At 70.4% G+C, this 24,083-nt stretch carries 22 protein-coding genes and 2 rRNA genes; 4 read left to right on the forward strand and 20 right to left on the reverse strand.

What is annotated here, in order from left to right; translation table 11 throughout:
- From ACIBGM_RS31265 to ACIBGM_RS31330, 14 genes are all read right to left on the reverse strand, one after another.
- Positions 1–717 (reverse strand): peptidylprolyl isomerase, encoded by a 717-nt coding sequence (locus ACIBGM_RS31265; protein ID WP_396387562.1) that lies wholly within the window; start codon positions 715–717, stop codon positions 1–3.
- A gap of 117 nt (positions 718–834) precedes the next feature.
- Positions 835–1,485 carry an NUDIX hydrolase gene (locus tag ACIBGM_RS31270; protein WP_360537487.1) on the reverse strand — a complete coding sequence of 217 codons (651 nt, stop codon included), beginning with the start codon at positions 1,483–1,485 and terminating at the stop codon, positions 835–837.
- On the reverse strand, positions 1,482–3,197 hold the full coding sequence (locus ACIBGM_RS31275) for a CTP synthase (protein WP_360537485.1): 1,716 nt from the start codon (positions 3,195–3,197) through the stop codon (positions 1,482–1,484). Before ACIBGM_RS31275 ends, ACIBGM_RS31270 begins: the two co-directional genes overlap by 4 nt.
- A 21-nt stretch (positions 3,198–3,218) precedes the next feature.
- Positions 3,219–4,244 carry a glycosyltransferase family 4 protein gene (locus tag ACIBGM_RS31280; RefSeq protein ID WP_396387563.1) on the reverse strand — a complete coding sequence of 342 codons (1,026 nt, stop codon included), beginning with the start codon at positions 4,242–4,244 and terminating at the stop codon, positions 3,219–3,221.
- Entirely contained in the window at positions 4,241–5,878 is a 1,638-nt protein-coding gene (gene murJ, locus ACIBGM_RS31285; protein ID WP_396387564.1) for a murein biosynthesis integral membrane protein MurJ, read from the reverse strand. Before murJ ends, ACIBGM_RS31280 begins: the two co-directional genes overlap by 4 nt.
- Before the next feature lie 7 nt (positions 5,879–5,885).
- The gene (locus ACIBGM_RS31290; protein WP_360537479.1) at positions 5,886–6,698 is read right to left on the reverse strand and encodes a hypothetical protein; all 813 of its coding nucleotides are present in this window, start codon (positions 6,696–6,698) and stop codon (positions 5,886–5,888) included.
- A gap of 1 nt (position 6,699) precedes the next feature.
- Entirely contained in the window at positions 6,700–7,647 is a 948-nt protein-coding gene (locus ACIBGM_RS31295; protein WP_396387565.1) for a copper transporter, read from the reverse strand.
- Positions 7,644–8,825 (reverse strand): putative cytokinetic ring protein SteA, encoded by a 1,182-nt coding sequence (gene steA / locus ACIBGM_RS31300; RefSeq protein WP_396387566.1) that lies wholly within the window; start codon positions 8,823–8,825, stop codon positions 7,644–7,646. The genes ACIBGM_RS31295 and steA overlap by 4 nt, the downstream gene beginning before the upstream one ends.
- A gap of 97 nt (positions 8,826–8,922) precedes the next feature.
- Positions 8,923–10,653, reverse strand: coding sequence for a DNA repair protein RecN (recN, locus tag ACIBGM_RS31305; protein ID WP_396387567.1), 1,731 nt, complete (start codon positions 10,651–10,653; stop codon positions 8,923–8,925).
- Between the two features lie 3 nt (positions 10,654–10,656).
- Positions 10,657–11,592: an NAD kinase gene (locus ACIBGM_RS31310; RefSeq protein ID WP_360537471.1), complete on the reverse strand. Its 936-nt coding sequence runs from the start codon at positions 11,590–11,592 to the stop codon at positions 10,657–10,659.
- 15 nt (positions 11,593–11,607) lie between these two features.
- A complete protein-coding gene (locus ACIBGM_RS31315; RefSeq protein WP_360537469.1) occupies positions 11,608–12,459 on the reverse strand; it encodes a TlyA family RNA methyltransferase in 852 nt (283 codons plus the stop codon).
- A gap of 6 nt (positions 12,460–12,465) precedes the next feature.
- Entirely contained in the window at positions 12,466–12,987 is a 522-nt protein-coding gene (locus ACIBGM_RS31320; protein WP_396387569.1) for a hypothetical protein, read from the reverse strand.
- Between the two features lies 1 nt (position 12,988).
- Positions 12,989–13,471 carry a phasin family protein gene (locus ACIBGM_RS31325; RefSeq protein WP_360537465.1) on the reverse strand — a complete coding sequence of 161 codons (483 nt, stop codon included), beginning with the start codon at positions 13,469–13,471 and terminating at the stop codon, positions 12,989–12,991.
- A gap of 185 nt (positions 13,472–13,656) precedes the next feature.
- On the reverse strand, positions 13,657–14,760 hold the full coding sequence (locus ACIBGM_RS31330) for an HAD-IIA family hydrolase (protein ID WP_396387570.1): 1,104 nt from the start codon (positions 14,758–14,760) through the stop codon (positions 13,657–13,659).
- Between the two features lie 24 nt (positions 14,761–14,784).
- Here ACIBGM_RS31330 and ACIBGM_RS31335 point away from each other — a divergent pair, with 24 nt between their 5' ends.
- On the forward strand, positions 14,785–15,954 hold the full coding sequence (locus ACIBGM_RS31335) for a DUF1015 domain-containing protein (protein WP_360537461.1): 1,170 nt from the start codon (positions 14,785–14,787) through the stop codon (positions 15,952–15,954).
- Between the two features lie 7 nt (positions 15,955–15,961).
- Here the strand turns inward: ACIBGM_RS31335 and ACIBGM_RS31340 are convergent, their stop codons facing one another.
- Genes ACIBGM_RS31340 through ACIBGM_RS31350 form a run of 3 tightly spaced genes read right to left on the reverse strand, consistent with a single transcriptional unit; the run spans position 15,962 to position 18,829 of the window.
- Complete coding sequence (locus ACIBGM_RS31340) at positions 15,962–16,840, reverse strand: CHAD domain-containing protein (protein WP_396387572.1); 879 nt, start codon at positions 16,838–16,840, stop codon at positions 15,962–15,964.
- Positions 16,841–16,892: 52 nt separating this feature from the next.
- Positions 16,893–18,035: a hypothetical protein gene (locus ACIBGM_RS31345; protein ID WP_396387573.1), complete on the reverse strand. Its 1,143-nt coding sequence runs from the start codon at positions 18,033–18,035 to the stop codon at positions 16,893–16,895.
- A 32-nt stretch (positions 18,036–18,067) separates the two neighbouring features.
- Positions 18,068–18,829, reverse strand: coding sequence for a hypothetical protein (locus ACIBGM_RS31350; protein WP_396387574.1), 762 nt, complete (start codon positions 18,827–18,829; stop codon positions 18,068–18,070).
- Positions 18,830–19,018: 189 nt separating this feature from the next.
- Here ACIBGM_RS31350 and ACIBGM_RS31355 point away from each other — a divergent pair, with 189 nt between their 5' ends.
- Positions 19,019–19,300 (forward strand): hypothetical protein, encoded by a 282-nt coding sequence (locus ACIBGM_RS31355; RefSeq protein ID WP_396387576.1) that lies wholly within the window; start codon positions 19,019–19,021, stop codon positions 19,298–19,300.
- Between the two features lie 734 nt (positions 19,301–20,034).
- Positions 20,035–21,543 (forward strand): GMC family oxidoreductase, encoded by a 1,509-nt coding sequence (locus ACIBGM_RS31360; RefSeq protein ID WP_396387577.1) that lies wholly within the window; start codon positions 20,035–20,037, stop codon positions 21,541–21,543.
- Positions 21,544–21,895: 352 nt separating this feature from the next.
- Here the strand turns inward: ACIBGM_RS31360 and ACIBGM_RS31365 are convergent, their stop codons facing one another.
- Positions 21,896–22,060, reverse strand: a complete 165-nt coding sequence (locus ACIBGM_RS31365; protein ID WP_396387578.1) for a hypothetical protein — start codon at positions 22,058–22,060, stop codon at positions 21,896–21,898.
- Between the two features lie 334 nt (positions 22,061–22,394).
- Here ACIBGM_RS31365 and ACIBGM_RS31370 point away from each other — a divergent pair, with 334 nt between their 5' ends.
- A complete protein-coding gene (locus ACIBGM_RS31370; RefSeq protein ID WP_396387580.1) occupies positions 22,395–22,886 on the forward strand; it encodes a nitroreductase/quinone reductase family protein in 492 nt (163 codons plus the stop codon).
- A gap of 817 nt (positions 22,887–23,703) precedes the next feature.
- Here the strand turns inward: ACIBGM_RS31370 and rrf are convergent.
- Together rrf and ACIBGM_RS31380 are read right to left on the reverse strand one after the other, a co-directional pair.
- Positions 23,704–23,821 (reverse strand): 5S ribosomal RNA (gene rrf / locus ACIBGM_RS31375).
- A 166-nt stretch (positions 23,822–23,987) separates the two neighbouring features.
- Positions 23,988–24,083, reverse strand: a 23S ribosomal RNA gene (locus tag ACIBGM_RS31380); the annotation flags it as partial.

Below are 24,083 nucleotides of genomic sequence, written 5' to 3' on the forward strand. Positions count from 1 at the left end.
TCAGCTGCCCAGCGAGCGGGCGACGAGGATGTCGGTCTTGAGCTGAGGCGGACCGTCGACGGGCGCGGGGTCTTCGGCGGTCGGCGTGACACCGCCGGCGGCGACCTTGTCGAGGACCTTCAGGCCGAGGCGGTCGACGGTGCCGAAGATGGTGTAGTCGGGGCGCAGGCGGGAGTCGGCGAAGACCAGGAAGAACTGGCTGCCGTTGGTGTTCGGGCCGGCGTTCGCCATCGCCAGGGTGCCGCGGGCGTAGACCTTCCGGGTGCCGGTCGGGTCGTCGGGCCAGTTCGGCAGGTCGGTCGGGAGCTCGTCCTTGTAGGAGTAGCCGGGGCCGCGTTCACCGGTGCCGCTCGGGTCGCCGCACTGCAGGACCTTGAGAGTCGGGTACAGCGTGAGCCGGTGGCAGGTGGTGAAGTCGTAGAACCGGCTCTTCGCGAGGTGCAGGAAGCTCTGCACGGTGCACGGCGCCTTGGCCCGGTCGAGCGACAGCAGCATCGGGCCCTGGTTCGTCGCGACCACGACCCGCACGATGCCCTTGTTCGGCGTCGGCGTCGGGTCCGGCGGTAGCGAGACCGGGCGCGGCGACGGGTCGTCGGGGGTCGCGGTGTACCCACAGGGTCCGGTCGTGGTGACCGGCGTGGCGGACGCCGTACCAGGGACGGTCAGCAGGCCGGCGACGGTCAAGGTCGCCAGCAGGGCGACGCGGGTGGCTCTCATCGTTGAGATCTCCTTGGGGCGTTCGGGATCAGCCGGTGGCCAGGGTGAAGATCCGCAGGTCGCGGTTCTTCGGCAGGCTGATGCTGACCGGAGTCCCGCCCAACGTCAAGGGCGCCGTCAGCGGTCCTTGGCCGGCCAGGGGGCGTCGGCCGCGCGGAGGTTGTCGATGCCTGGCCCGTTCATCGCGGTCCAGGTCGCGAGTGCGCCCATCACCAGGATGGGGTTGTGCAGGTGTCCGGCCAGGACGGCGCCGACCACGTCGACCAGCGGCGCCCAGACGGTTTCCATGTCGGCTTCCTCGTGCCGCCGGTCGTAGGCCTCGTCGGCCGGGGACAGGTCGCGGGCGAGGAAGATCCGGACCGCCTCGTCGGTGAGACCCGGGGAGGTGAAGGCGTCGACGAGGATCCGCCAGTCGGCAGCCTTCGTGCCGGTCTCCTCCCACAGCTCCCGCTCGGCGCCCAGCCGGTACTGCTCCCCCTGGACGTCGAGCAGCCCGGCCGGTGGCTCGAGCAGGCGGTGGCCGACCGGGTGCCGGTACTGGCGGACCAGCAGCATCCGGTTGTTCTCGTCCAGGGCGACGACCCCGACCGCGCCCGGGTGCACGACCACATCCCGGACGAACGGGTCGCGACCGGGTGGGTCGAGGTGGTCGCGTCGTACCGAGATCACCCGGCCGGTCTCGTGCACCACCTCGGACGACGCGACCGGCCACTTCTCCGGCACGTCGGCCAGGCCCGCGCCGAACCGCAGCTCGGGAAGGTCCTTCATCGAGCCTTGACCGTCGTCTTGGCGGCCGGCTTCCTCGCGGCTGCCGGCTCTTCGACCGGCAGGCGGGACTCGCGCTGCCGGACCAGGGCGGCGTTGATCAGGCCGGCGAACAGCGGGTGCGGCTTGGTCGGCCGGGACCGGAGCTCGGGGTGCGCCTGGGTGGCGACGAAGTACGGGTGCTGGGCCTTGTCGAGCTCGATGAACTCGACCAGCTCGTTGTCCGGGGACAGCCCGCTGAACACCAGGCCGGCCGTCTCCAGCTTGTCGCGGTAGGCGTTGTTCACCTCGTAGCGGTGCCGGTGCCGCTCCTGGACCGAGGGAGCGGCGTACAGGTCACGGACGATCGAGCCGTCCGCGAGGTTGGCCGGATAGAGGCCGAGCCGCATGGTGCCGCCGAGGTCACCGGAACCGGAGACGATGTGCTTCTGCTCCTCCATGGTCGCGATCACCGGCTGCTCGGCGTCCGGGTCGAACTCGCTGGAGTTGGCCTCCACCAGCCCGGCCAGGTTGCGGGCGACCTCGATCACCATGCACTGCAGCCCGAGGCACAGCCCGAGGATCGGGATCCGCTGCTCGCGGGCGAACTTGATCGCGCCGATCTTGCCCTCGATCCCGCGGACGCCGAAGCCGCCCGGGATGCAGATCGCGTCGACGTCGCCGAGCAGCCGCGCGGCCGCCTCGGGCGTCGCGCAGTCGTCGGAGGCGATCCAGCGCAGCGTGACCTTGGCGTCGTTGTCGAAACCGCCGGCCCGCAGCGCCTCGGCGACCGACAGGTACGCGTCCGGCAGGTCGATGTACTTGCCGACCAGCGCCACCGTGACCTGGTCCTTCGGGTTGTGCACGACCCGCAGCAGCTCGTCCCAGCGGGTCCAGTCGACGTCGCGGAACGGCAGGTTCAGCCGCCGTACGACGTACGCGTCGAGACCCTCGGTGTGCAGCACCTTGGGGATGTCGTAGATGCTCGGCGAGTCGACGGCGGCGACCACGGCCTCGACGTCGACGTCGCACATCAGCGAGATCTTCCGCTTCACGCCGTCCGGGATCGGCCGGTCGGCGCGGCAGACGACCGCGTCCGGGGCGATACCGATCGAGCGCAGCGCGGCGACCGAGTGCTGGGTCGGCTTGGTCTTCAGCTCACCGCTCGGAGCGAGGTAGGGGACCAGCGAGATGTGCAGGAAGAACACGTTGTCCCGGCCGACGTCGTGCCGGACCTGGCGGGCCGCCTCGAGGAACGGCAGCGACTCGATGTCGCCGACGGTGCCGCCGATCTCGTGCAGCACCACGTCGACGTCCGGGCCGGCCATCGCCAGCATCCGTTCCTTGATCTCGTTGGTGATGTGCGGGATCACCTGCACGGTGTCGCCGAGGTACTCGCCGCGGCGCTCCTTGGCGATCACCCTGGAGTACACCTGCCCGGTGGTCACGTTGGCGACCGCGGACAGGTCCCGGTCCAGGAAACGCTCGTAGTGGCCGATGTCCAGGTCGGTCTCGGCGCCGTCGTTGGTGACGAACACCTCGCCGTGCTGGAACGGGTTCATGGTGCCGGGATCCACGTTCAGGTACGGATCCAGCTTCTGCATGGTGACCCGGATGCCCCGTGCCGTCAGCAGACTGCCGAGGCTGGACGCTGTCAGCCCCTTGCCGAGACTGGACGCCACGCCACCGGTGACGAATACGTGCTTGGTCTGCTGGGAATTCGAAGCCCTGTCCACGGGCCTTCAGCCTACCTGTTGTCAACCCCCGGTCGCGACGAGACCCACGTAGATGTCGAGCAGATTCTTCGCCACCGCGTCTTCGTCCGGCCATCTGGCGGCCAACTCCCGGCCCCGCGTCCGCATAGCGTTCGCCGTCTCCGGTTCGGCCAGGACCGCCCGGACGCCGTCCGCCAGCCCGTCCGCATCCCCGGGAAACGCCAGTACGGCGCTGTCGTCCACCAGCTCCGGGACGCCGCCGACCGCGGTCGCAACCACGGGTACGCCGACCTGCATAGCCTCCTGGATGACCAGAGCCCGCGCCTCCCAATGCGAGGTGAGCAGGAACACGTCAGCCGCGCCCAGGAGGTCCGCGATGTCGTCCCGGTGACCGAGGAGGCGCACGGGGAGGTTCTCCGCGTCGATCCGGGCCTGCAGGTTGTCGCGCAGCGGGCCATCCCCGACGATCGCGAAGACCACGTCCGGGTTGGACTCCCGCACCGATGCAGCCACGGACAGTAGCGTCGGGTAGTCCTTCTGCGGTGCCAGGCGACCCACGGTGAGCACGAGGGGCTCCTCGTCGAGCCCGAACGACTGCCTGACCTCGTGACGCGGCGTACGGACCTGAGGTATCGCAGGAGCCGCTACCGGGGCCAGCTGGGCCTGCCGCGCTCCGAGGCTCTTGGCGAGCTCCACGAGGTCGCTAGAGGCTCCTAGAGTCAGGTCCGCTCCCCTGGCAACCAGCCGCTGCCCCAGCCGCATGACAAGCCCACGTGGGCCCGGAGCGATCACCGCGTTGTGCCAGGTGACCACCAGCGGCCGCAGCCGCGACCTGTCGCGGAGTGCGGTCATACCGGCGCGGTAGCCGTGCGCGTGGAACACGTCAGCGCCGCGCAACGCTGCTGCCTGAGTCACGACCTGCGCACCGCCGAAGTCGAAGTGCTCAGCGGTGCCGGGCGGCGCGCACACGACCACCTCGTGCCCGGCGTTCAGGAACCGCGGCACCAGCGAGGCGACGTGCTGCCCGATCCCACCCCTCGACTCCGCGAGCAGCAGGCCGATCCTCATTGCGTCTCCTCCACAAGTCCACGACTCCGCAGCGCGCGGACGTCCGCGCGATCCAGTACCACCGCGACCGCGGCGTACACAACGACTACAGCCAGGCCGGACAGCACCGCGAACAAGCAGGCCTTACCCACTCCGGCGTCGCCGGCCGGCAACGACACCGCCCAGCCGGCCGCACCGGCAAGGACAGCACCGACCAATGCAGCCAGCGTGGCGCGCGGCAATCCGGCGAGTACCCCGGGACCCGCCTCCCGACGCAGGACGACGAGCAGCACGATCGCTCCAGCCACCATGCCGATCGACATCGCGGCCGCCAGCGCCGGCACGGCATCCCAGGACGCCGTAAGCACCACGCCGGACACCGCGACCAGCACCCAGGCGCCGGCCGTCACCACTGCGACCTCACGACCGGAGTGCCTCGCGTAGAGCACCCTGCCGACGTGCATCAGTACGGCGAACCCGATGGCAGCCGGCGCAAACAAGAGCAACGCGTCGACCAGTGTCGCCGCTCTCGCCTCCTGTACGGCGCCGTCGTCGTACGCGAAAACGCGAGCAACCGGGACCGCGGTGCCCACCAGGAGTGCGGCCCCAGCACCGCCTGCCAACATCACAGCCCGCGTCGACGAGGCGGCGTACACATCGAACCGCTCCCCCGCGTCATACGCCGACGCGAGCCGCGGGAACACAGCTGTGGTGATCGGCACGGCCAGTACGGCGTACGGCAGCAGATAGACCGCGTTGGCCCACGTATAGACCGCGATGCTGCCCGCCACGCCTCGATGGTTGGCCAGGTAGGTCGTGACGACAAACGTGAGCTGCTGCGCGATCAGTATGGCGAGACCAGCCAGCGCCAGCCTTCGCAGTACCGGAGCGACCCCGGGGTCGAGGCGCAGCGTCGGCTTGATCGGGATGCGCAGGAACAGCATCGGCACCAGCACGGTCAGCGCCAGCGCAGCGACGCCCAGCGTCGTACCCCAGGCCAGCAGATCGGACGCCCCGCGCGACGCCGAGTCGGCGTCCGGCGCCGCGCCCGCGAACGCCAGATAGGTGCCTACGACAACAAGACTGGACACGAGCGGCGCCAGCGCACCGGCCGCGAACCGCTTGTGCGACTGCAGTACGGCGGTCGCGATCACAGCGATCGCGTAGCCGAAGACCTGCGGCACGAAGATCGCCAGCATCCGCGTCGCGGTCGCAGCCGAGCCGCTGCACTCGGCGCCCGGATCGAGCATTGCGTCGGTGTAGGTGGACGCGAAAAGCCAAGCCAGCAAGGCGAACGGCGCCAGCAGCACGAACGACCAGGTGATCAGCGCACCGATGATGCGTCCCTGCGCAGCGCGGTCGCCGCGTGCCACCGGACCGGCGAGCACCGGGATGACCGCACCCGCCAGCGCGCCACCCGCGACCACCTCGAAGAGGATGTTCGGCAGTTGGTTCGCCGTCGCGTACGCCTCGGCCAGGCACCCGGCCCCGACCGTCTTCGAGAAGACGAGCCACCGGCCGAAACCCACCACCCGGGCCAGAACTGTCACCGCGGCGACCAGCAACGCGGCTTGCGCGATGCGCGCGCCGGTTCCTGAGCCGCCACCTCCCCCGGCGCCGGCCGGGCGCTCCGCGCCCGAGCCGTCTGTGCTCACCGAGTCATCATCGGGGCCTACGGCCCCACTGGTCGATCTTGTCGAGCATCGGGTTCTCCGCGATCACCTTGGTGAAGCTGACCTTCTCGCTGGCCAGGTTGAGCGCGACGACGGCGCCCAGCGCGAGCGCCTTCAGCGGACCCGGCAGCGAGGCGGCGAGCGCCGTACCGGTGATCGCGCCCAGGCCGTTCGCACCGCAGTCGCCGAGCATCGAGCGCTCGCAAAGGTCGGACGGCGCCGCGGCCGCGGCCGCACCGACGACCGCGCCGGCCGGGCCGTTCGTCACCGCCAGCGGCGCGTTCACTGCTGCGACCACCTTCAGCGCACGGCCGGGCCGGAGGTCGAGCAGGTTGGTGAGGTTCGCCGTACCCGCGATCAAGGCGCCGTCGGCAACGACCCCGGCGAGGGCCTTCACACCGGACGACTTCCGCGGCAGCAACGCGGCGGCGGCCAGGCCCGCGGCGCCGACCCCGAGGATCTTCACCGCACCGCTCGTCACCTCACCCCGCTTCAGCGCGCTGAGGTGACCGCGGAACCCCTTCGCCTGCGTCGTCCCACGCAGGTCGTCGTACGCGCCGACTGCACCCGACACCGAGCCGGCGAGCAGCGCGGCGGCCTTCACCTTGCCCGGAGTCTTGGGAGATGCCGCGACGCCGGCCAGCGCGCCGAGCACCGCGACCGGACCCTCGAGCAGCGTGACCGGCTCACCGCGATGGTTGGTCCGCTCGAACGGCTCGCGGTTCTCCTTGGGCAGGTTCGCCGCGGCGCGTTCGAGCGCAGCGGTGGCGGCTGCCGCGACGGCAGCGCTCAGAATTCCCACGTCAGTTGTCCTTCGTCTGTACGTCCGACGGCGCAACGCCGTTCTTCGCGTCGATCGCGCCGTACTGCCCCGCCTTGCCGCTCGCCTGCTCGGCCAGCGAGAAGACGACCGTCGCCTGTCCGGCGGGGATGTCGGCCACGTCCACCGAGGAAACGATCTTGGTCGCGTCGGAGTCACTCCGCAATGCCTTGAGCAGGCCGCCGTCCTGCGCGGTCACCGGCGTCCCGGCCACCACGACGCCGTTGGTGCCCTGGTCCAGGCCCTCGATGAAGTCCACGGAGTCGTTGTACGACGAGTTGTCCGGCACCGGTGTCGGCGGCTTCGCGGCCAGTACGACGACCAGGCCGGCGCGGTCCTTGAACTGCGACGGCTTCAGCGACATCAGCTTCGCCCCGGTCAGGCCGCTGATGATCTTGGTCGACTCGCCGTCGGCGGACTTGCCCTCCTCCTTGGCCGCGATGGCGCGAGCCAGGATCAGCCCGGCGCGCTGGTACGTCGTACTGTCGGCCGGGTAGTCGACGTCGGTCGTGACCAGCTCGGTGGCGATCTGCTCGACCAGTTGGCGCTGGCCGGCGTCGAACATCTTGTTGTCCAGCGCAACCCGGGTGGTGACCTGGCCGCCGGCCTTCTCCAGCTCCTCGGTCAGCGTGTTGGCCAGGTCGCCGTCGGCGCTCGGCATGGTGACGACGGCGATCTTCTTGCCGCTCAGCTTGCCGTCGGTCAGCCCCGCGGTGACCTTGGCGACGTAGTCGTCGCGGTACTTGTCCAGAGTCTTCGTCTCGTCCAGCTTGGCCCGGGTGTCCGCGAGCTGCTGGCGGTCCTTCTCGGCCTGGCTCGCGACGAGCTCGCTGCCGGTGCCCTTCAGCGGGCCGGCGCCCAGCACCACACCGGCGCCCAGAGCAAAGAAGATCGCCACGATCGAGACGATGTGGTAGCGAAAGTCGATCACGTGAACAGCTCCCGGATCCAGTAGACGAAGTCGCTCCAGCGCGCCCGCAGGATCGACCAGAGCACGTCGTCGGCGCCGATCGCGACCAACGCCATGCCGAGTGCGAACAGGCCGGCCGCGGCCAGCGCGACCACCTGGAAGGTCGAGACCCGGCTGCGGTACAGCCGGCCGACCCCCTTGGCGTCCACCAGCTTGGCGCCGACGCGCAAGCGGGTGATGAAGGTGCTGGCCATCCCCGGGCGTCCCTTGTCCAGGAACTCCACCAGCGAGTTGTGGGTGCCGACCGCGACGATCAGCGACGCGCCCTTGGAGTCGGCCAGCAGCATCGCGACGTCCTCGCTGGTGCCGGCCGCCGGGAACTCGATCGAGTCCACCCCGAGCCGCTCCATCCGTTCCGAGCCCGGCGCGCGGCCGTCGCGGTAGGCGTGCACGACCACCTCGGCGCCGCTCTTCAGCGTCTCGTCCTTGACCGAGTCCATGTCGCCGATGATCAGGTCCGGGACGTAGCCCTCCTCGGCCAGCGCGTCGGCGCCGCCGTCGACGCCGATCAGCACCGGCCGGTACTCCCGGATGTACGGCTTCAGCGCGACCAGGTCCTCGCGGTAGTCGTACCCGCGGACCACGATCAGGACGTGCTTGCCCTCCATCGGCGTGTGGATGTCCGGCACCCCGACACCGTCGAGCAGCAGGTCGCGTTCGCGGCGCAGGTACTCCAGGGTGTTGGCGGTGAACGCCTCCAGCTGGGTGGACAGCCCGGACCGGGCCTCGTCCATCAGGTCCGCGACGGTCTTGCTGTCCTGCGAGATGCCCTTGGCGACGACCTCCTCGCCCCGGTACAGCGAGCCGTCGTGCAGCCGGACCCGCTCACCCTCGTGCAGGATCGAGAACACCTCGCGGCCGACCCCGTCGACCAGCGGGATGCCCGCCTCGACGAGGATCTCCGGACCGAGGTTCGGGTAGCGGCCGCTGATCGAGTCGGCCACGTTCACCACCGCGGCGACCCGGCAGTCGACCAGCGCCTCGGCGCTGACCCGGTCCAGGTCGACGTGGTCGATGACCGCGATCTCACCCGGTTTCAGCCGTTTGGTGAGATTCTTGGTACGGCGATCGAGCCGGACCACGCCGGCGATGCCGGGCAGTTCAGTGGGGCGTGCTCTCCGCAGGCTGGGCAGTTTCATCGCGCTCTCATCCTGCCATGTCAAGAGCCCCCTCCCGGTTCATTTACCCCGCCGGGCGGGCAATCACGCACGGAAATCGTGGTGACTGTGCGTCAAATCATCCTTTCGAACGACTCTTCCGGCGCGGTTTGTGACGCTCCGCCGCGAGTGCGAGCAACTCCTCCGCGTGCGCCTGCGCGGCGTCGGAGTTCTCCAGGCCGGCCATCATCCGGGACAGTTCCCGCAGCCGCGCGTCGTCGTCGAGGGCGACCAGGCCGCTCGTGGTGACCGAACCGTCGTCACTCTTCAGCACGACCGCATGACGGTCCGCGAACGCGGCCACCTGCGGCAGGTGGGTCACCACGATCACCTGCGCCTTCTCGGCCAGCCGGGCGAGTCGCTTGCCCACCTCGACCGCGGCCCGGCCGCCGATCCCGGCGTCGATCTCGTCGAACACCAGCGTCGGCACCGGATGGGTGTCGCTGAGGATCACCTCGAGCGCGAGCATCACCCGGGACAGCTCACCGCCGGATGCCGCCTTCTGCAGCGGGCGGGCCGGGCTGCCCGGGTTCGCCGCGAAGCAGAACTCGATCTCGTCGATCCCGTACGGACCAGCGGCGGTTTCGTGCACCTCGATCGACAACTTCGCGTGCGGCATCGCCAGGCCGGTCAGCTCTTCGGACACCGCGACACCGAACCGCTCGGCGGCCTCTTGGCGCGCGGCCCTGATCTGCTGGCCGAGGTCGCTGAGCTTCGCATCCAGCTCGGCGAGCTCGGCGGTCAGATGCTCGACCCGCTCGTCGCTTCCGTCCAGCTCGGCCAGTCGCTCCGCGGATCGCTTCGCCCACTCGAGCACCTCGTCCACATTGCCTTCGTCGGCGCCGTACTTGCGGACCAGGCTGGTCAGCAGCGACCGCCGCTCACTCACCACGGCCAGCCGAGCCGGGTCGGTGTCGACGTCGGCGGCGTACGACGAAAGCTCTTGCGCCAGGTCGGCCGCGAGATATCCGAGCTCACCGGCGCGATCCGCCAGCTCGGCCAGCTTCGGGTCGTGGTGGCGCTCCGCGTCGAGGACCTGCTTGGCGAGCGCGAGCAGCCCGAGTACGTCGCTCGGCCGGGTGGACTCGAGGTCCTCCGAAGCCATCGCGTCGGCTGCCGTCGTGGCCGCCGTACGGAGGCCGTCGGCGTACGCGAGGCGGTCCTCCTCGGCGGCGAGCTCGGTGTCCTCGCCCGGCAGCGGCTCGGCCTTCGCGACCTCGTCGAGCCCGAAGCGCAGCAGGTCCGCCTCTGCGAGGCGGTCGCGCTGCCGGGTGGTCAGCTCGGTCAGCTCGGCCTCGACCTCACGGTGCCGTTTGTAGGCAGCGGCGTACTCCTGCAGGGGCACGAGCACGGCCTTGCCGGCAAAGGTGTCGAGGGTCTCGCGCTGGCGCGACGGCTGCAGCAACCGCCACTGCTCGGCCTGCCCGTGGATCGCGACCAGGTCGCCCGACACCTCGCCCAGGACGGACACCGGCACGGACGCCCCACCGAGGAACGCCCGCGAGCGCCCTTCGGACGACAGCTCGCGGGCGATCAGCAACTCGTCGTCGTCCAGCTCGCCGCCACGGTCCTCGGCCTGCTGCACGATCGCCTTCGGTACGGCGCTGGCCCGGCCCTCGACCCGGGCCCGGCGCGTCCCGTGCCGCACCAGGCCGCTGTCGGCGCGCCCGCCGAGCAGCATGTTCACCCCGGTCACGACCATCGTCTTGCCGGCCCCGGTCTCGCCGGTGACCGCGGTGAACCCCGGATCGAGGTCCAGCGTGGCGTCCTCGATCACGCCCAACCCGGTGATGCGAATCTCCGAGAGCATGCTCTAGGTCTCCTGTTGTGGTTTGCCGTTGCGCTTTCGCTCGGCGGCTCCGCGCCAGCCGAGCACAGGGAGGTCGAACTTGGCGACCAGCCGGTCCGTGAACGGGGCCTCGTGCGCCCGCGCCAGCCGGACCGGCCGGTTGCCGCGGCGGACCTGGATCTCGGCGCCCGGCGGCACCTCGACCATCCGGCGGCCATCGCACCACAGCACCCCGCGGCCGTGCCACGACGGCACCAGCTCGATCGACAGCTGCGACGTCGGCGCGACCACGATCGGCCGGGAGAACAACGCGTGCGCGCTCAGCGGCACCACCAGGATCGCCTCGACCTCGGGCCACACGATCGGGCCGCCGGCCGAGAAGGAGTACGCCGTACTGCCCGTCGGGGTGGCCACCACGACGCCGTCGCAGCCCCAGCGGGACAGCGGCCGGTCGTCCACCTCGACCATCACCTCGAGCATCCGCTCGCGGGCCGCCTTCTCCACACTCGCCTCGTTCAGCGCCCAGGTGTCGAAGATCAGCTCGCCGTCCAGCCGGACGTCGACCGCGAGCGTCATCCGCTCCTCGACGGTGTAGCTCCGATCCACCACCACCTGGACGATCCGCTCCAGATCGTCCACCTCGGCCTCGGCCAGGAAGCCGACGTGACCGAGGTTGACGCCGAGCACCGGCGTCCGGTGCGGGCGGGCCAGCTCGGCGCCGCGCAGGATCGAGCCGTCGCCGCCGAGCACCATGATCAGCTCGACGTCCAGCGCCGCCTTCTCGTGGTCGTCGACGACCTCCGCGGGGTCGAGCTTCAGCGCCTCGGCCTCGTCCGCGAGCAGCCGGACCAGCAGACCGGCGTCGGTCAGCAGCCGGTGCGCATCCCGCGCCACCTCGACCGCCTGCTCCCGTCCGGTGTGCGTCACCAGCAGCACGCGCCGCGGCTCGTGCTCACCCACTCGCGTCCCCGCCTCTCACTGAGCCTTTTCCTTCCCCGCCCCGCCGCCCCGGACAGGGGGACCGCTCTCGACGGCAGTCTGGAGCATCGTCTCATCGAGAGGCGGCGCGGAACGGCGTATCCACAGGAAGTATTCGACATTTCCTGACGGACCAGGCAACGGGCTCGCCGCGACGCCCTCAACGCCCCAGCCCAGCTCCAGCGCCCTGGCCGCCACGCCGCGCACCGCGTCGGCCCGCAACTCGGGATCGCGGACCACGCCGCCCTTGCCGAGCCGCTCCTTGCCCACCTCGAACTGCGGCTTCACCATCAGCACCAGGTCGCCGTCCGGCTTCACCACCCCGATCAGGGCGGGCAGGACGAGCGTGAGAGAGATGAAGCTGAGATCCGAGACGACCAGATCAACTGGTTCACCACCGATGGCGTCGAGGGTGAGGGTGCGGACGTTGGTCCGGTCCATCACCGTGACGCGGTCGTCGGTCTGCAGCGACCACACCAGCTGGCCGTAGCCGACGTCGACCGCGATCACGTGTGCCGCTTCGTTGCGCAGCAGTACGTCGGTGAATCCGCCGGTGGACGCGCCCGCATCGAGGGCCCGGCGGCCCTTCACCTGCACGCCGCTGAAGGCTTCGAGGGCGCCGACCAGCTTGTGCGCGCCGCGGCTCGCGTAGTTCGGGTCTTCGGTCTCCGAGGTGTCGACGACGATCGGCGCGTCGGCCCCGACACCGGTCGCCGCCTTGGTGGCGACGGTGCCGGACACCTTCACCTTGCCGGCGGCGATCAGGTCGCTCGCGTGCTCACGGGACCGCGCGAGGCCCCGTCGTACCAGCTCGGCGTCGAGCCGCGATCGCTTGATTCCTTTGGCCACGTCCGTCTAGCTGCGGTCCTCGGCGTCCGCTTCGACCAGTGCGGACTGGAGCCGCTCGTGCAGGTCGGCGTACACCTCGGCGTGCTCGCCGACCGGCCGATCCCGCAACTCGTCGAGCCGCGACATCGTCTCCTCGACCAGCGGGTGCGCGTCGTCGTCCTGTACGGCGGGCTCGTCGGCGGCCGTGTCCGCGACGAACGGGTGCTGGTGCTCGTCCTCGGGAGCGCGTGCGAACTCCGGGCCGAACTCCACCTCGGCCGGATCGACGTGCGGCGCCGGCTCGTCCTCGCGGTCGGCGGGGGTGTCCACAGAGGCTTCGAAGGTTGCTTCGGTGTCCTCCGCGGTCTCGCCGTCTTCGCCGTACTGGCCCATCTCGGGCTGGACGTCGCCGTACGAGAAGTTCTGCGGCGCCGGCTCGGCGTCGTAGTCGGGGGACTCCGGGGTGTCCTCCGACGGGTAGGGGTCGAAGCCCGGCTCGACGTCGGGGTCGACGCCCGGCGGGAACTGCTCGCCAGGATGCTCGGTCACGTCAGGCCTTCTTCGCCGTCTTCTTCGCCGGTGCCTTCTTGGCCGCCTTCTTCGCGGCCGCCTGCTTGGCCGGGGCCTTCGCGGCCTTCTTCGCAGCCGCCGCCTGCACCGGAGCCGGCGCCGCCTCCGCAAGCGCGTCGCCTGCCGGAGCAGCCGCCCCGGCCCGCGCCGCGGCCAGCTCGGTCTCCAGCGTCTTGACCCGGCGAGTGAGCGCGTCGACTTCCTCGGCCCGGACGAACCCGAGCCGGGCCACCGCGCCCTCGACCTCGTTCGTCACGATCGCCTGCAGCAGCTGACGGTTGCTCTTGCTGGTGGCAACGATCTCGTCGGCCAGGTCACTCACCTTGGTGGTCAGCCCCGACGTCAGCTTGTCCGCGCCGGTCTGCTGCAGCAACGCCTTCGCCGCCGCCTCGGCCCGCTGCCGCGTGACCTCGGTCAGCCCGCTCGCCAGTTGTACGTAGCCGCGCAGTGCGTCCATCACCATGACTGCCTCCTCGCTTCGTTCCAGCAACGGTATCGCCTCCCGCCCGCAATACCACCACCCCCACCACCCCACACCCCCACCGTCCCCGCCAACCCCCGATCTCGGCGGATATCCACCCGATTCGGGGGTTGCCCACGCGGAATCCCAGGGGGCAACCCCCGGTCCGAGGGGGCAACCCCGGGCGATTACTTGTCCAGCCCGACGCGGTGCAGGGCGGCGTCGATGGCGATCGAGCCCGGCGCCGGGGCCGGCTTGGGCAGTGGGCGGCGACCGCGGGCCGTGCTCTTCTTCGCGACCGGCTTCGCCGGGGTGTCGACCGCGGCCCACACCGCGGACAGGATCGCCCGCAGGCCGTCGTACGGCTCGCCCTCGCCCTTCACGCTCACGGCGTTGTCGACGACCTCGGCGGTCCAGCCCTCACACGTGTGCCGCCCGCCGTCGACCATGACTCCGGGTTGCTTCTCCGCAAGCGCGCCCAGGTCGGCCGCGACGTACGTCGGCCGCTGGTTCTTCGGAGCCCGGGCCAGATCGTGCGCGTCGTGGACACCGGTCGCGACCCACAGACTGGCGATCCCGACGTTGTTCGCGCCCTCGATGTCGGAGTCGAGCCGGTCGCCGATCATCAATGGTCGTTCGGCGTTCAGCCGCTCGATACTCGTCTCCAGCAACGGCCGCTCCGGCTTGCCGGCCACGATCGGGTCCACCTCGACGGCGGCCCGGATCGCCTGCACCAGCGTCCCGTTCCCCGGCGCCATACCGGCGGCCGTGGGGATCGTCAGGTCGAGGTTGGTCGCGTACCACTTCGCGCCCTCGTTGATCGCGTGCGCGCCGTCCGCGAGCATCACCCAGTTCACATCCGGGTGAAAGCCTTGTACGACGGCCACCGGGTGCGCGTCGCTGCTGCGGACCGGACGCAGCCCGTACTCCTCCAGCGCCGACGTCAGCCCTTCACCGCCGACCACGAGCACCGGCGAGCCCTCCGGGTACTCGCTCGCGATCAGCTTCGCGGCCGCCTGCGCGGACGTCACGACGTCGTCGGCGATCACATCCAGCCCGAACGACGCGAGGTGCTCGGCGACCACCCGGGCCGGCCGGCTCGCGTTGTTGGTGATGTAGCCGAGCCGCAGGCCCTCCTTGGCCGCCTTGCGCAGGTTCTCCGGCGCGTCCGGGACCGGGTCGGGCCCGACGTACACGACACCGTCGAGGTCGAGCAGCGCGACGTCGTACCGGCCGGCGAGCGGTTCGTCACATGCGGACAGCGGCGCGGGCGAAGTTCGTTCCGTGCTCATGCTTCCCCCCGTACGATGCCGCCCATGCCAGCAACCGGGCCGGACTCGAGCGGGAGCGTGCTGCGGCTCGAGCCGTTGCGCGCCTGGCGGTTCGTGGCCGGCAAGGTGAGCGCGCTGGGCGCCGTCACGTCGCCGCCGTACGACGTACTGGAACCCGCCATCGTCCGGCGGCTGACTGACTCTGATCTGCACAACATGGTGAGGCTCATCCTTCCACGCGATCCTGAGCTCGGCCCCGGCCGGTACGACGAGCCCGCCCGACGGCTCGCGGGGTGGCAACGCGACGGTGTGGTGGTGCAGGACCAGCGGCCCGCGTTGTACGTCTACGAGCAGCAGCTGGGGAACGCCGTACTGTGCGGACTGGTCGGCTCACTCGGCCTGGACCCGGCCCGGCGCGTGGTGCTGCCGCACGAGGAAGTCATGCCGCACTGGGTCGACGACCGCCTCGAGCTGATGGAGGCCACCGACGCCGACCTGGAGCCGATCCTGCTCGCGTACGGCGACGGGGGCGTGGCCAGTGACGCAGTGGACGCCGCGCGGTCCGGAGAGCCGTGGCTGGAGGCCGAGACCACCGGGGCGGAGCATCGCATCTGGCGTATCGAAGACCCCATCGTGCTCGCAGCGATCTCTGCGGAGCTGGCGACACACGAAGCGCTGATTGCCGACGGCCACCACCGCTATGCGGCCTACCTGGAACGGCGCCGGCGGGAGCCGTCGCGAGGGGGTACTGATGTCGGTCTGGCGATGCTGGTCGACTACAACCGCCACCCGCTGACGCTGGACCCGATCCACCGCGTCATACCGGGCCTGGACCTGGCCACGGTCTCCTCGCGCACACCGACCGGCTGGCGGGTGCTGCCGGGGCGAGTAGAGGGCGTGCCGGACCGGATTGGTGTCACTGACGGCTCGGAGTGGCTGACGCTGCACTCGACGCACGGTCAGGAGGCTCCGGCGGTGTCTATGCTGCACGACCTGCTGCTGCCGGCGTGGGGCGTGGTGGAAGAGGACATCAGCTTCCACCACACGCTGGCTGACGCACTGGCTCTGGCTGGCCCTCAGCAGGCCGTTGTGGAGCTCACAGCACCCCGGATGGACCAGGTACTGCGGTCCGCGCTGCAGGGCGTCGTACTGCCGCAGAAGGCGACGTCGTTCGGGCCGAAGCCGCGGGTGGGGTTGCTGTTCCGGACGCTGTGACCGCTGCTCAGGGGCGGTGGTAGAGGCTGAGGAACTCCTCGCGGAGCGGCTTGCGGGCCGCGCGGTGGCGCTCGGTGAGCCGGCCGAGGGTGAACGACAGCTCCGGATCGTCCTGCGCAGCTGCCTCCCTGGCCATCGCGGTCAGAGCGTCCGCGGCAGCGCAGTGGTCCTGGTGCTGACCCAGCAGCTCTTGGTACTTGGCTGCCTGGGTGGCGGTCTCTTTGGCCTCGTCCCCGAGTACGGCGGCGCTGGTGTCGGCGGCGTACCGGACGCGCTTGGCGAGCAGACGCACCTCGTGCCAGTCGTCGTCCTGGGTCCAGGGCTTGAGCTTGTCGGCCTCTTCGGTGAACGTGCGGCTGGCGGCCGTCAGGAGCTGTGGCAGCACCTCGCTGCAGGGCTTGCTGGCCTTTGGCTTGAGGAGTGGGGAGGCTGCGGCCGCGTCCAAGGTCTGCAGCAACGCCGCCGTACTCTCGCCGGTCACCACGTGGTTGGAACGGGCAGCGGCACGATCCAGGGCGACAGTGAGGGTCGTCAGGATCGTCTCGACGTGCTCAGGGTCGTCCTCGCTGTTGGCGGTCTCGCGGACGAGCGCCGCGATCACCTCGAGGTCGCGGGCTTCTCCACACGCGTTCGCGAGGGCGGCGAGCTGGGTGCGGAGGTCCTGTGCCCAGTCGCCCGCCAGCTGCTTCCGGAACAGCCTCAGGTTGCTCCGCAACCGCCGGCAAGAGACCCGCACCTGGTGGATGGCGTCGCCCTCACCCTTCTCGACCATGAGAACGGCGCCCTGCAGGCGCGTCGTCCCCTTGGTCAGCGCATTGACCACCAGCGCCCCGACCGGGGCCTCAGCCGACAACGCACCGCTCCAACCCGCCACGCTCTCCGCCATTCACCCATTCTCCCTGCTCCGAGTGAACGCGTCAGCACAGCACCGCCCAGCCCTACTCCCCCTTCACCCCGTCCGACTCGTCGGCCTTCGCCACTTCCCCATCCAGAGCGTCATCGACAACCCCGTGTAGCTCAGCGTCCCCCGCCGCGTCCTCACCCTGGCCGGCGACCGCCACGTCCGAGAGCTCCGCGTCCTCCTCGGCCTCGCCCTCAAGCCCCGTGTCCGCGAACTCCGCGTCCCCCTCGGCCTCGTCCGCTTCGTCGTCCGCCAGGCCCGCGGTGTCCACCTCGTCGTCGAGCTCCGCGGTCTCAGCGTCGTCGTCGGGCTCGTCCACCTCGCCGTCAAGCTCGGCGTCGTCCGCCTCGTCGTCCAGCTCAGCGTCGTACGCCTCGCCGTCGAGCTCCGCGTCCTCAGCCTCGTCCTTCGCCTCGTCCACCTCGTCGTCGAACTCCGCGTCGTCCGCCTCGTCCTCCGGCTCAGCGTCGTACGCCTCGTCCTCGTACTCGTCGTCCTCGTCGTCCTCGTCGAGGTCCGTGAACTGGAGACCCTCGAGCTGCGCAGCCCGCTCAGCGGCACCAGTGGAACCGTCAGCGTCGACCCCGGCCGCCCGGTGGAACCAGATCAGCGCGTCGTCCTCCCGACCGGCCTCCTCGAGCGCGTCGGCGTACGCGTAGCGCAGCCGCGGCAGCCAGTCCGCCTTCGTCCGCTTGGTCAACTCCGGCACCTGCAGCGTCTGGATCGCCGCCGCCGTCTGCCCCATGTCACGCCGCGCGCCGGCCGCCACGATCAGCAGCTCGACCTGCGTCGCCTCGGTCAGGTCGCGAACATGCTTGTCCCGCGACAGCGTCAGCGCCTTCTCCGGCCGCCCGAGCGCCCGCTCGCAGTCAGCCATCATCGCGATGACCTCATGGTTCCCGGTCATCCGCCGTACCGCGCGGAACTCGGTCAGCGCCTCGTCGTAGTGCTCAGCCAGGTACGCCGTGATCGCCACAGCCTCCCGTACGCCGCCAAGCCGCGCAGCCAGCCGCCGCGCAGTCCGCGCATGCTGGTACGCCCGCTCCGGGTCGTCGTCGATGAACCGGCCCGACGCGACGAGGTGCTGCGCGACCAGGTCCGCAAGGCCGCGCGGCAACGACCGCAGCTCAGCCTTCACCGACCGGTCCAGCTCAGCCCCGGTGATCCCCTCCGGAATCACCGGATCATCCCGCCGCGGCCCAGCCTTCTCCTCTAGCGGCCGATCCCCACGACGCCCCGCACCCCGCTCATCCCGCCGGCCACCCCGCTCATCCCGCCGAAATGCTCCACGTTCGCCCCGACCAGGCCCACCCCCACGAGCAGCCCCGGCCCCACGCCCACGCTCATCCCGCCCACCGCGATCGTCCCGCCGGAATCCCTCACGTCCCCCACCCTCGTCCCGACCGCGCTCGTCCCGCCGGAAGCCCCCGCTTCCGCCACGCTCATCGCGCCCACCGCGGTCATCCCGGCCGCCTCGCTCGTCGCGCCCACCGCGGTCATCCCGCCGGTAGTCACCACGCCCGCCTTCATCCCGCCGGAACCCGCCACCACCGCGCTCGTCACGCCGCGAGTCCCCGCGTCCCCCACGCTCGTCCCGACCAGCGCCCTCGCCCCGCCGGGAGTCGTCCCGCCCCCCACGCTCATCGCGCCGGAAACCCCCACCCGACCGCTCATCCCGCCGGAATCCCTCACGCCCCCCACGCTCGACCCGACCACGCTCGTCGCGCCCACCGCGCTCATCCCGCCGGAAGCCCCCGCCTCCGCCACGCTCATCGCGCCCACCGCGGTCGTCCCGTCGGTAGTCACCACGCCCACCTTCATCCCGCCGGGACCCGCCTCCGCCGCGCTCATCACGGCGCGGGCCCTCGTCCCGCCGGAAGCCACCACGCCCACCGGAACGGTCATCACGACTGCCAGTACGCCGGTACCCGCCAGACCTCTCGTCCCGACCGGCTCCACGTCCTCCGCGGTCATCCCGGTCCCCACGCCCCGACATCTGACCGCCGAACGGATCCCGCTCACCCTTGTCATCCCGCCGCGACCCGGCGAACCCGCGCCGACCCTCGAACCGGCCTTCCTCACGGTCCTGCCCGTCGCGATACGAACCACCGGACCGCGGACCACTCCGCGCCCCACCCGACCGAGGCCCATCCCCCCGGCTCGATGCTCCACGCGGCCCACCAGTCCCCCGACCACCAGAACCGCCGGAACCCCAACCACCGGACCCACCCGATCCACCAGAGCTCCAACCATCGCCACCAGAACGCCCCGAACCACCCGAACGCCCAGCACCAGACCCGCCGGATCCACCAGGACGCCCAGCGCCGTACCCGCCGGATCCGCCCGAACGCCCGGAACCCGACCCACCGGTCCGCCCAGCACCGGGACCACCGGTACGCCCGCCGCCCGAGCCACCCGACCCCGAGCCGGCCCGTCCACCACTGAACCCTGAACGACCGGAGCCCGACCGCTCACCACCGTCGCGACCAGGACGGCCGCTACCTCCGGAGGAACCGCGACGGTCCCCAGAACCGGAGCGAGGATTGCGAGGTGGCGTCGCCACGTTGACTCCTAATTGCTGTAGCTCGATCGAGCAAGGGCGCTGCAGCCATCTGCAGCAAATGGACAAAGAACAAAGGTACCGCCGCCACCCCCACAACCAGACATCCGGTACACCCCATCCCACAACCCCGCGAACCACCCACCCCTCCGGCCCCTCCGACCCGCCCCTGGTCGCCTGACGCGCACCTCAGGTCGGCACCCCACACCCGCCCCACCCTCGCTAAGCCAGTGCGCACACCATCGGTGCACCCACCCACCCGGCCCTCCGCCCCTCCGCCCCTCCGCCCCTCCGCCCCTCCGCCCCTCCGCCCCTCCGCCCCTCCGGCCCTCCGCCCCTCCGGCCCGCGGATCCTTCACGCTCAGGTCGGGGTCTGCCTCGCTAACGGTGTTCCGGGTCGACCGTGATCACGCCACGTCCGACCTCGACGCGTCCGACGGCGCCGTCTGTGAGGGAGCCATGGCTCAGCGCGACGAGGTACGGACGCCGACGCGGTACGTCCGGGAGCAACCGATCCCACGTTTGGGTGGAGCCAGGTTGCCGCAGGCAGCAAGGAAGTCCGGCCTCGTGGCTGTCCGGTGGACCGTGCGATCGTGAGAAGTGGGGAGGGGAGGCCGGAATGAGCGGCGATGTGATCGTGGTGGGAGGTGGCACCGCAGGGTGCGTGCTGGCGGCCCGGCTGACCGAGGACGCGGGATGCGCGGTGTTGCTGATCGAGTCTGGGCCGGACTATCCGAACCTGGACGGACTGCCGGCCGACGTTGCCGACGCTTCCGAGCCGACCGTGGGTCACGACTGGGGCTACTTCGCCGAGGCCGACTCTCTGGACCGGCGCGTCCCGCTGCCTCGAGCGCGGCTGATCGGTGGTTGTTCCGCCACCAATGGCTGCTTCGCGCTGCGCGGTGCCCCGGCCGATTACGACCGCTGGCGAGCTCTGGGCAATCCTGGGTGGAGCTTCGCTGAAGTCTTGCCGTTCTTTCGGCGCCTGGAATCCGATCTCGATTTCGCCGACCGCTGGCATGGAAACGGCGGTCCGATCCCGATCCGCCGTCATCCGGCCGACGAGCTCACCCCGATCCAGCAAGCGTTCATCAATGCCGCTGTTCAGGTAGGACACAGCTACGTCGCCGACCATAACCGACCGGGCGCACTCGGCATCGGACCGACTCCACGCAACGTCCGAGACGGCCTGCGGATGAGTTCCGCGATCACTTACCTCGCCGCCGCCCGGCACTGGCCGAACCTCACCATACGCGCCGACACGACGATCGGGCGGGTAGAGATCGCACATGGCCGCGTGGTCGGCGTGCGCACCACAACGGGCGAGCTGCTCGAGGCGGACCGAGTCGTGCTGGCGGCCGGCACCTACGGCAGCCCGGCCATCCTTGCTCGCTCGGGCGTTGGCTCCGCAGCCCGCCTGTCGCGGCTCGGTATCGACGTCGTGGCGGATCTGCCGGCTGTCGGCGAGCATCTGATCGACCACCCGATCGTTGCCGTCGACCTCCCCACCAGACCGGCCGCGGGACCGAAGTTCCAGGCGATCGCCACGCTCTCCTCGACCTCGAGCGGAGCGCCGGACCTCCACCTCTTCGCGGCCGGGCCGTTCCCCGTCGAACGTGAGATCTGCGAGTCTGGGGCGATCTTCGGCATCGTCGCCGGGCTGATGGCCCCGCAATCGGAGGGATCGGTGCGAGTCAGGTCGGCCGATCCCAGCGATCCGCCGCGTATCGACGTGGCACACCTTCGTCACCCCGACGACCTCGCCCGCATGGTTGACGCCACCGTCGAGGCCCGCCGGATCGCCCGCAGTGAGCCGCTCGCCGCGCTCGTCACCGGCGCCGAGATCGAACCAGGGCCGGCTGTCGCGGACGACGCCCGTACCGCGATCGCCGAGTCCATCCGCGCTCGCGTCGCCTCCTACCATCACCCAGTGGGTACCTGCCGGATGGGCACAGATCCCGACCGGGACGCGGTGGTGGACGCCCGTGGCCGCGTCTACGGCGTCGACCGACTCTGGATCGCCGATGCATCGGTCATGCCGACGATCCCAACCGCCAACACCAACCTACCCACCGTCATGCTCGCCGAGCGCCTCGCCGCCTGGCTGACCAACCCCACCCCAGCCTGACCAGAAACGTCCCCTCGCAGTCGCCACGCGCAAGCACTAGAAGAGACACGTAGGCGGAGGCACTTGGACGGGCACATCCAGGCGGGGACATCCGCGCGGAGACTCGAGCGGGAAGACCCCAGAGTCGGACACCTGGGCGGAGACACCAGCGCGGAGACACCTGCCGGAAGACAACTGGAGGCAGACACCTCGGGTCAGGCGCCTTCGTAAAGCACTTCAGGAGAGGCCTTGGGTAGGTGCGTTGCGAGGACCAGTGAGCGTCCTGACTTGGGCCAAGGTAGTGCGCACCTTCCGCTCAGGTGATCTGGGCGAGGGTGTCCCGTAGGTCGTTGGGCAGCGGGGTCCACGGCGGTCAGGAGCTGCTGTCCGGCGCGGATCTGGTCGGCGAACCGAGCGGCACCGAGTCAACGCCTTCCAGCAACTGGGCGAGAACATCGCCGAGTCGCTCAGCGGGGGCGACCGAGTCCAGCGTCGCCACCGAGATCTGGAGCGACAAGGGCACCGGTGACAATCGCACTGGGCCGAAGGTTCTCGCGGATATCGTCGGACCCTGCTGCGCTGGACCACCGCCCGAATCACAAGGACCGGCCGTGTCCAGGCCGAGGACACCGAGCGAGCGCCGGCCGAAGCGGAAGACCAACACCGGGAGGGCGCCCGCGAGAAGTCACTTCCGGGCTCCCTGCCCGCCAGGTAGGGACCGATGCCCCCCAAGCGCAGCCTCAACAACCGCACAACGCGCTGTCATCCGCACGGGACCTTCGGCCCAGCACGGCGGGACCCGCGACTCTGCGGGTCGACGGTCGCCGGGGCCACGCTGGGCCTTACCCGCTCGACCTGCAGAGGAGTCCGCCATGCGCCTGCTGAGAACACCCGGCGAGACCGTGGCCGGACTGCGCCGGTGGCTGTACCGCGACGGACGACCGAACCTGGCCGGTCGGCTGATCAACCGGGCCGATGCCGCGATCTACGGATCCGGGCTGGTGCTGCCGAACCGGCTGGCGGTCCTCGCCGTTCCCGGCCGGCGTACCGGCCGGGTGATCACGATGCCGGTGGCGATCGCCGACCACGAGGGCGAGCGCTATCTGGTCTCGATGCTCGGCGAGGACGCCAACTGGGTCCGCAACGTCCGGGCCGCGAGAGGTCATGCGGAGCTGCGGCACGGCCGCCGTGAGCCCGTCCGACTGGAGGAGGTCGAGCCGGCTGCCCGAGCGCCGATCCTGCGCCGCTACCTTGCGGTCGCGCCGGGAGCGCGCGCGCATCTCCCACTTGACCGACATGCTCCGCTGAGCGAGTTCGAGCGGATCGCCGCCAACTTCCCGGTCTTCCGCATCGTCACCGAGTAGGCCTCCACAAGGTCCACAGCACCGGCCACCGTGACGGGTCCAGCGACTCGAGCGTCAGGTACGAGCCCCCCTTTAGTGCGCAAATCCGGCCGCCCCGCACGGCGAACCCGCAGGTCAGCACGCTGCCGCAACCGTTCAGGCCCGGATAGTGGCCCAAGTCAGGTAAAGCACTTCAGGAGAGGCCTTGGGTAGGTGCGTTGCGAGGACTAGTGAGCGTCGAGAGTCGCACGGTGGAGTCCCCACCGCTCGGCAACCATGAGCTGAGCGAGTCGACTGTAGTCTCCAGCAGTTGTCGGTCGAGGCACTCGGCACCTGCGAGCCCGAGCGAGCCAACTCATGCGCACTGGGGCAGCTCCCGCAGGCGCCGACCGCCGCAAACACCGGCGAATTCCAAGCCGGGGACAGTCCGACCGGCCGACAGCTACCCATGTCCGGCAGACACCGGCCGTGGCGGACACCGGCGGGCGGCGGGCCCGGGTACGGTCCGACAGAAACCCGCGCCGGTTGGGTCCGCCGGGCAGAAACCCGGCAGAGGTCCAGGCAGGTCAGGCGGCATGTGCCCAGTTCCCGCAGGCGTCGGGTGTGGCAGATGTCGACTGTGCTGTATGCCGGCTGTGGCAGGTCTTCGGGCTGGGCGGGCTCGTGACGGGGCCAGAGGGCTGGCGAGGGCACAACCCCGGGGTGGTTGGCAGGGCTGGTGATTACAGACGCCGGTGTCCACCGGCCAGAGACCCGTGCGGGCTGCCGGTGGGTCAGGAACACGGTGGGGGAAATGTTAAGGGCCACCCCAGTCGGGGTGGCCCTTAACAGTGTGAATGTCCGGCGGCGTCCTACTCTCCCACGACCTCCCGGTCGCAGTACCATCGGCGCTGTCGGGCTTAACTTCCAGGTTCGGAATGGAGACTGGGTGTTTCCCCGACGCTATGGCCACCGTAACTCTATGAAAATATCAACCAACCGCCCTGCTACCAGTCACAACACCCACACGTGTGTGGGGGTGTTGGTGTGCTGGGGTTGACCGTATTTCGGGAACCGTACAGTGAACGCGAATCATCGTTTGTAACGCAGCAAGTCTCATTGTCCCACCACAAGGGGTGGGTTGGTGACAAGCCCTCGGCCTATTAGTACCAGTCAGCTCCACACGTTGCCGTGCTTCCACTTCTGGCCTATCAACCCAGTGGTCTACTGGGGGCCTTA

The sequence above is a fragment of the Kribbella sp. NPDC050470 genome (assembly GCF_044458365.1).
Lineage (GTDB): Bacteria > Actinomycetota > Actinomycetes > Propionibacteriales > Kribbellaceae > Kribbella.

What these genes read in the sequence shown, in the direction of transcription:
- ACIBGM_RS31265 (WP_396387562.1), bottom strand. Translation starts at nt 717, where the DNA reads ATGAGAGCCACCCGCGTCGCCCTGCTGGCGACCTTGACCGTCGCCGGC.
- ACIBGM_RS31270 (WP_360537487.1), bottom strand. Translation starts at nt 1,485, where the DNA reads ATGAAGGACCTTCCCGAGCTGCGGTTCGGCGCGGGCCTGGCCGACGTG.
- ACIBGM_RS31280 (WP_396387563.1), bottom strand. Translation starts at nt 4,244, where the DNA reads ATGAGGATCGGCCTGCTGCTCGCGGAGTCGAGGGGTGGGATCGGGCAG.
- steA (WP_396387566.1), bottom strand. Translation starts at nt 8,825, where the DNA reads ATGAAACTGCCCAGCCTGCGGAGAGCACGCCCCACTGAACTGCCCGGC.
- recN (WP_396387567.1), bottom strand. Translation starts at nt 10,653, where the DNA reads ATGCTCTCGGAGATTCGCATCACCGGGTTGGGCGTGATCGAGGACGCC.
- ACIBGM_RS31325 (WP_360537465.1), bottom strand. Translation starts at nt 13,471, where the DNA reads ATGGTGATGGACGCACTGCGCGGCTACGTACAACTGGCGAGCGGGCTG.
- ACIBGM_RS31330 (WP_396387570.1), bottom strand. Translation starts at nt 14,760, where the DNA reads ATGAGCACGGAACGAACTTCGCCCGCGCCGCTGTCCGCATGTGACGAA.
- ACIBGM_RS31335 (WP_360537461.1), top strand. Translation starts at nt 14,785, where the DNA reads ATGCCAGCAACCGGGCCGGACTCGAGCGGGAGCGTGCTGCGGCTCGAG.
- ACIBGM_RS31340 (WP_396387572.1), bottom strand. Translation starts at nt 16,840, where the DNA reads ATGGCGGAGAGCGTGGCGGGTTGGAGCGGTGCGTTGTCGGCTGAGGCC.
- ACIBGM_RS31350 (WP_396387574.1), bottom strand. Translation starts at nt 18,829, where the DNA reads ATGACCGCGGAGGACGTGGAGCCGGTCGGGACGAGAGGTCTGGCGGGT.
- ACIBGM_RS31355 (WP_396387576.1), top strand. Translation starts at nt 19,019, where the DNA reads ATGCTCCACGCGGCCCACCAGTCCCCCGACCACCAGAACCGCCGGAAC.
- ACIBGM_RS31360 (WP_396387577.1), top strand. Translation starts at nt 20,035, where the DNA reads ATGAGCGGCGATGTGATCGTGGTGGGAGGTGGCACCGCAGGGTGCGTG.
- ACIBGM_RS31370 (WP_396387580.1), top strand. Translation starts at nt 22,395, where the DNA reads ATGCGCCTGCTGAGAACACCCGGCGAGACCGTGGCCGGACTGCGCCGG.